At 59.3% G+C, this 7,301-nt stretch carries 3 protein-coding genes; 1 reads left to right on the forward strand and 2 read right to left on the reverse strand.

Going from position 1 to position 7,301, the window contains the following annotated elements:
* Window positions 1-8: 8 nt before the first annotated feature.
* The gene (locus K1Y02_00410) at window positions 9-1,124 is read right to left on the reverse strand and encodes a TonB C-terminal domain-containing protein (GenBank protein MBX7254789.1); all 1,116 of its coding nucleotides are present in this window, start codon (window positions 1,122-1,124) and stop codon (window positions 9-11) included.
* 157 nt (window positions 1,125-1,281) lie between these two features.
* The gene (locus K1Y02_00415) at window positions 1,282-4,431 is read right to left on the reverse strand and encodes a fibronectin type III domain-containing protein (GenBank protein ID MBX7254790.1); all 3,150 of its coding nucleotides are present in this window, start codon (window positions 4,429-4,431) and stop codon (window positions 1,282-1,284) included.
* A gap of 345 nt (window positions 4,432-4,776) precedes the next feature.
* Between K1Y02_00415 and K1Y02_00420 the strand changes: the two genes are divergently transcribed.
* On the forward strand, window positions 4,777-7,301 hold a 2,525-nt coding region (locus K1Y02_00420), incomplete at its 3' end, for an FG-GAP-like repeat-containing protein (GenBank protein ID MBX7254791.1).

The raw sequence follows: 7,301 nt of genomic DNA on the forward strand, positions 1-7,301 counted from the left end.
TCGACGGTCTATAGAAAACTGAACGTCCAGCGGATCTCCAGGTTCTCGTTGCGGTACATTTCCGGCACTTTGAACGGAAACGCCGGGAACGGCCCCGAACGTTCGATTGCTTCTTTACACAATGCCGCATAGGTTGCCGACGAGCCAGGTTCGACAATCTCCACCGACACAACGCGCCCGTCAGGAGAAATCGTGCAATCCATCACCGCTTTCGTCTCCGAAGCGCCCGAATAGCGCACCTGCATCAGCCCGCGCCATCGTTTCTCCACGCGATCGCGTACGAGCTTCAGATACGGCGCAATCTCGCTCTCCATGGCCTCGAAACTGACGAATCCTTTGCTCTTAACGCCACCGTCCACACGTCCTTGTGTCTTGCCCGGCGACAAATTGGGCAACGTGGGCTCAATCGCTTTGGCCAGTTTCATGGCCTCGCCTTGTGCTTCAACGGCTGTCGATGCTTGCTCGGGAGTAGGCCCCGCTTGCGCTTCCTGCGCGGCTTCGGTGGGCAAAGCCTGTTGCACTGGCGCCTTCGGAGCGGCGTCCGCCTGGGCCGGATCAGGCGCAGGAGGCGCTTCAGGTTTTGCCTCGGGTTGAGTGGGCGCTTGCGGCGGCGGAGGCGGAGGCATTGGAGTCTGTGTTGCGCCCCGGAGTTCGTCCGACTGTCCAATCACATCCACTTGCGGGGCGGCACCCTCGCCATTCGAGTCCGACGTGTCGCGCGCCTTGGAGGCTTGTATGGCGATGAGATCCGTCTCCGGATTCACCGGCGCATCGGCCGGCGCAACCGTGTCGACATACTGCAACGGTTCCGGCTGGGGCGGGGGCGGGGGCGCAGGCGGCGGGAACAACGAAGGTTCGGCGTCCGGCTGCAAATTGACTACGAACGGCAACCTGCTGGGGGTCGACGCAAGCACAAATGGCGTGCGCGGCATGGCGAGCACGACCAAGGCAAGCACCGCGTGAATGGCCGCAGCCGCCACCAAAGACCGCACCATACGCTCGCGATAGCCGGGATAGCCCACAAATACTCGAGGCCAATTGACGTATCGCAACACTCTGCCCGCGCTTTTGAACGCGGCAGTACCCTGCACCAAGCGGGCTATATACCGAAAGAGGCGCTTCATCTCAACAACGTCGTGTTGTCCCGATGCGTATTTACCGAGCCGTAACACATGCGCCGACGCGCACCATGAGCGACTCGATCCCAAGAACTGGATTGTAGCAGAACGGTGTGGTCTTCCTCATGGACACACCACGCGCCCGCGACTTTATGTGTAGCGGTTACTGAGTAACTCCCAAAACGCGAAGGCGCGCCAGCCCAAACACCGTCTGCCGGAAGTTCTGGGAGAATGATTTTCCCATTCCTCCACTCGGTCTTTCGAAGTGGTTCGCCATCATTTCCTTCCAGAATTCGAGATACTTGGAGTCCTTCGTTTCCTCGTATGCGAAAGCGACCGCATCGGCATTTAACGCGCAGACGTAACCGAGCGATGGCGAATCTCTGATCTCCGGTGCGTTCGTGATATAGACGAAACCTTTGTCCTTAATCCATGCTTCGTCCTTCAGCCAATCGACCGATCGCACCAACATCTTACGAACGTCGGGGCGGTCCAGCGGTTCCACTTCCAGGTAGTGCAGCAGCCCGTATGTGAGGATACCTGCCGCAAACGGTTTTCCTCCGATGACCGGTTTTCCGTTGGTTTCACTCAACGGTGGCGTGTGCGACCACGCGCCGGTGACCGGGTCATGCCGTTCCAGGCAGCGCTGCACCATTATGCGAGCCGCGTTAAGGTAATAGGGATTGCTCGAGAACTCGCAGGCCGCGGTCATGTTGATGAGCGGCCAACCGCCGCCTCGTTCGATGCTGAAATCGAAATCCGATGTAAGCGATTGGGCAAGACCATCGCAGACTCGATCCGCCGTCTTGCGCAGAAACGCGTCGCCCGTCAACTGACCGTAGAGCCATAGTCCTTCTTCGTAAACGTGGCCCTGTGGATCGGATTTGCCTTGAAAATAGCCTGCCATGCTGGTCGTAGCGGCTTCTGACACTTTTTCGTCCATGAAGAGTTCTTGCGGTGTCTGACACGAACCAACGTGATTGAACGAATGTTGCCAGACCAAACATGGGATCTTCTCCGCTGCGGGCGTGCCATGAAGCGTGTCCACGGTCGCATAGTGACGGGCCATTTGAAGTCCGCGCTCAAAATAACGGCGGTCGCCCGTGCGCATCCATTGCACGGCCATGGCCCATGCAAGATCGTATTCGTTGTTGCCCGCGTTACTGCCTCGCTCCCCGTACCAATCGCCGTAGTTCATCCAACCGTAGTAATGCGTCTTCTCGCGGTCGGCATTCAACAAAGCGAATCCCTGCTCGAATTGCGTCTCGTACGCGTCCCACACGCCGGAAGTGCGCGCGTAAATGGGGCATCCAAGCACGCCGGTGCCGCATAGATACTCCGGCGGTGCCATCGGAAAAAGCGGCGCGTTGAACCACGCGGCGTACTGCGCCGCATCAGGATGGGAATCGGAAGCACCGTATGCCACATAAAGGGTGCGCCGGTTCATTTGCCCGGAGCGAATCAAGTAGTCTCCGTCCTTAAACCAGGGATAGCAGACCGAGAAACGCTTCTTGCTCTCATCGTCGCTATACGTATCCGGCTTCAGTTCGGGCATCAAACCGGCCCGCATTCCGTCAACGGTCGCTTCCAGCGCACTCGGATACATTTCGCGAAAATCGCACAGGAAAAGCATCGTCTGCGTGCGCGCTCCAGCCAATGCTGCGACACCTATGGCTCGCTCGCCCGTTGTGACCTGCCCACCTTCAACTACAGAAAACTGGTAGTCACGATCCTGGACAACGCGCACGGATTTGTCTGCGGATAGTGCGCTCATCGGGCGGCCCTCAACGGACCCGGTCACATCACCTTCATCGGCCGACAGGCAAAACGATACCGACTTCAAGGCTTTGAAGACCGGCTCATCAACGCTGTTGTTCACGATAGAGACGTCGTACTTGACGTTCGTTTGTCCACGCCACACCGTGGCACGAATCGTGTAGCTCCACGGAGAATCCTCCAAAGCGCCAGACCAACAGAAGACCGCGCGACAAGAGCCGTTCTCCTCTACGGAGAATTCGCTCACGGCACCGCACGTCACGGTCCTTCCGCTGTCTGTTGTGACTTCTAAGGATGTGCCCTTGGAAGAGAAGACATTTCGTTCGGAGTCGCCAATCTTGCCATCGCCGTCCAAGTCGATGTCCCTGATTTCGATGCTGACCGGTGCGTTCCGGTGCAGTACCATCGCGAGGCGGTCCGCAGTCAGAGTCCAGCCCTCCTGCGACTCGGCAATGTGTACAAGTGGCTCGGAGATTTCTTGGGCATCGGGCCATTCAAGTCGAGCTTCCAAGCGATAGGTAGGCGTCGAATCGCCCAACGCAGAGTCGGCCAAGAAGGTCAGAGTTGCCCACTTCACGCTATTATCGGGCCAGCGGCAGGTGCAGTCCGCCTGCAACGACACTGGATTGCCCTGCGCGTCAAATAGACGAAGGTCCTGGGTGTCGCGAAGGGAGCCTTTCGCGAACGGCATGCCGACTGTCGCCGACCAGCCTCTTCGCGGAGCTTTCGTCGGCTCGCCTACCATCAACGGAAGCGTCAGCGGCTTCGTAACAGGCGGCACGGCGGGGCTGCCCCGCATCGTGAACGGTTTCGACGACGCTTCAACGCCGTCAACGGTCTTCGTTACGATGCGCGCTTGATACTGCACATCCGCATCGAGATTGCTGATTAGAACGCGATGGTTTCGCGCAAGGGTCGCATCAGACTGCGTCGATGAAGTGAAACCGTCGGCGCCGTATTCGACTCTTCCGGTGGGCGTGGCAATGTTCGTCGTCCAGAAGACGCTAACGGAACCCGGCTCGGCACTGCGAGCTTCGATGTAGTCGAATTCCGGCGGCGGCGGCACTAGTGGGCGCTTCGAAAAGACCAACTTGGAGATTCGGTAGTATCCCACGAACGTCTCGCAGGTAAAGGTCAAGCGGTCTCCCGACTTCACTTCAATAGGCCCCGGAAAACTGCAGAGCGCAATGCCTCCCGAACGATCGGCAGTGATAACCCCCAGCGTCTTTCCATTCAAGGCCGCGGATAGCCGCTCGACTCCATCGGGGTCGTCACTGAGAATCACTCCGAAATAGAGAGTCCCTGCGCGATCGAAGGTGTAGGCAAAGGAATCGCCTTCATTCTCTCCGCGGATTTGCTTTCCCTCGGCCACAAAACCTTTCCAGTCCGTGGTGTTTGTGGCGGGCACACTGAATCCATTTCCCCCTTGCGTAAGCCAGGCATTGAAACCAGACCAAACCGTGTGCCGGACAGCGTCTTCCGCGCACGCGCACACGGATGCGCAAAGCATGACTGCAAGACCAGACATTAGTCGCATGGCCCCCCCTCCGAAGCGTACGGCACGAGCGCCACTCCCAAGTGACGGCACTGCCTTCAGTGTAGCGTTCACGGTGTCGATTGTCGAAGCCTTCACTCACTTCACAACAATGCGAGAAACATTGATCCCATGTTGGTCCTTGTTTACTATCGCTTGGATAGCTTCGACGCTGGAGACTGGTGTTCGGGCAGGCGCTCTCATGGCCCTGCAAACGCATGTTTCGCCGTCGATGGATCCGAATACGGCTGACTCAAGGAACCCAAGATGTGCATGCGGCTTTTGCCTAATTCCTCAGAGCTCCCGCAGGGTCTTCCGGCACGCGTGCGTCACAGAGGATGCTTCCCGATGAAACGTCTTTGCTTGGCTATGTCCTTTCTGCTTTCCACGGTAGTGTGGGGACAAGACGCGGTGACGCAATGGACTTTGGATCTGGATGCGTCCGCGGGTTCGCCCACCCTATTCCCCGACGCAGCCGCTCCCACAGGCGTGGTGGTCACCGCAGGCTTCAATGTCATTCGAATTGACGGCGCGGGATCGGTTGTGTGGTCCGTCAAGCAGCCCCAGTCCCTTGCCACTCCTGCCACTGTTGCCGATCTCGATGAAAACGGAGCCCCTGAGATTCTCGTCGCGCTAGCGGACGGCACACTGGTTTGTCTCGACGCAAACGGTCAAACCCTTTGGACAATTCCCGGCGTCACGCCTGCCGGAGGCTTCAAAGTTATTGTTGCTGCCGACCTCATGCCTTCGAAGGGCAAGGAGATCCTCTACGGATTCGACGACGGTTGGCTCACTTGCTGCTCGTCAACGGGCGAGACCATCTGGCGTTTCACTGGCGACCGGTTCCGCGTGGGTGGCATTGCGGTCGGCGACGTCGAGGCCGACGGCGCACCGGAGATTGTCTTTGGGACCGATAACGGCAACGTTTATTGCCTCGACGCTTGGGGCCACGCGCAATGGCGATACCACGAGCATGCTCCCTACGGCCGTTCGGGTCCCGTCATCGCCGATCTTGATGCGGACGGCAAAGCGGAAATCCTGATCACGCGCAGCAACGTCGGCAATGCGACCGCGCTCATGGCAATCGACGGCGCGACCGGCCAATTCAAGTGGCGCACGCGCGACGTTCAACAAAGTTACTTCTCGATCGTCCCTGTGGACTTCGACAGCGATGGGAAATTGGATGTCCTGCATGGCGACAAAGGGAATTGGCTGTATAAGACCGCACCGAACGGGGAAGAAGCCTGGCGTGTGGAGTTGGGCGGCCGAGGCCTCTTCTGGGCTCCCGCGGTTGCCGATATTGATGGCGATACCTACCTCGAAATCGTCGCGGGCATGCGCGGCGCGGAGAATGGTTCTGGAGCCAATGTCTTCGTGGTCGGGCAAGACGGCACCATAGACGGCAAGATTCCGCTGGGTGGAGCTGCCAATGCCACGCCCGCCATCGGCGATTTGAACGGAGACGGCAAACTGGATGTCGTAGTTGCCGCTGAGAATCCAAACAAGCTGCATTGCCTGACGTGGGGCGCCACGGGACGCATCGCGTGGCCTTCACTGCGCGGCTCTTCCGCAATGACCGCGAACTGCAACGTGCCGTTGGGCACACCCGAGAAACTTACCGACATGCACCCTCAAGGCACCGTTAAAATTGATGCGGGTCCTGTCATGTGGGGCGAAAATACATGGGCGTTCACTTGGTCTGAGCCGGTTCCGGAAAATGCTTACCTCGAATTTCTCGCAATCTACTCCAATGGGCCAGACGAAACCCGCATAGTCGACTTGCCCGCCGGGGCAACCAATGTGGATCTGCATTGGCCATTCTCTGAAAAGGGTTCTGCCAGCGTCGTCGCGCGCCTGCACGTCCCCGGCCAACTGAAACCCGTATTCGTGGCCATACGCGACGCATCGCCAGAACCGCCCGAGGAATGCGCGTTCTCCGAAGTGTGGCAGGCAGCGGAAGGCGCGCTTCGGTCGGGTGAGGCCGCGCACATCGACACGTCGCCGTTACGCAACCAGATTGCGGCGCTCAAGGCGATGCAGGATACCGTCAAGCAACTCGCTATCGGCGGCGCACAGCCCTCGCTGATTGCGGAAAAGGCCACACAACTTCGTGCAAGCGCCCATCGCCTCAAGGCACTCGTCGGCGCGCTCGATGCGGCCTGGCGCACGGGAGATGCAGCCACCTTCGCGTGCTGGCAAGACACCAATCCCTGGGATGCGTTCGATGCGTCCGCCGTTCCCGCGTCGCTTGCCGCCGGCGCGCTCATGACCGTGCAAGCGTATGGAAACGAATTCGAAGATGTCGCGCTGAACATACTCAATCTCACGTCCGCACCGATGCACGTACGGTGTACGTTCGCACCGCAACCTACCGGCGCACAACAAGCTCCCGCTGCGCCGGAAATCGCCGCGAAGCTCACGTTGCGCGAAGGCATTCAAGTGCCGGCAACCACGGTAGCCAGCGTCATGGATGCGTTGCCGCTTCTGAATGACGCGCAGACGTTAACGCTGCCTCCCAGCGAGGCGCGTCAACTCTGGATTCAGATTGACACGCACGGATTGCCCCCCGGCACGCACGAAGCGACGCTTCATCTAGCAAGCCTGACCAATCCAGCAGCTATCCGAACTGTCCCCATCCGAATTGAAGTGTGGCCGGTCGCGCTTCCGGACACCGTGTACGCGAAGATCAATTGGAGTAGCTTCAACGCGCCGCAATACTCCGGCAGCGCCGTGCAAGACATGCTCGATCACGGCGTGTCCGTCATTTACGGGCCGCCACTTCCCGCCATGCCCGTGGATGCGCAAGGCAACCGCGCCGGTGACATCGCGTGGACCGAATTCGATGCAGCGCTCGCGCGCATCCCCAAGCACAG

This window comes from Candidatus Hydrogenedentota bacterium (genome assembly GCA_019695095.1).
GTDB lineage: Bacteria > Hydrogenedentota > Hydrogenedentia > Hydrogenedentales > SLHB01 > JAIBAQ01.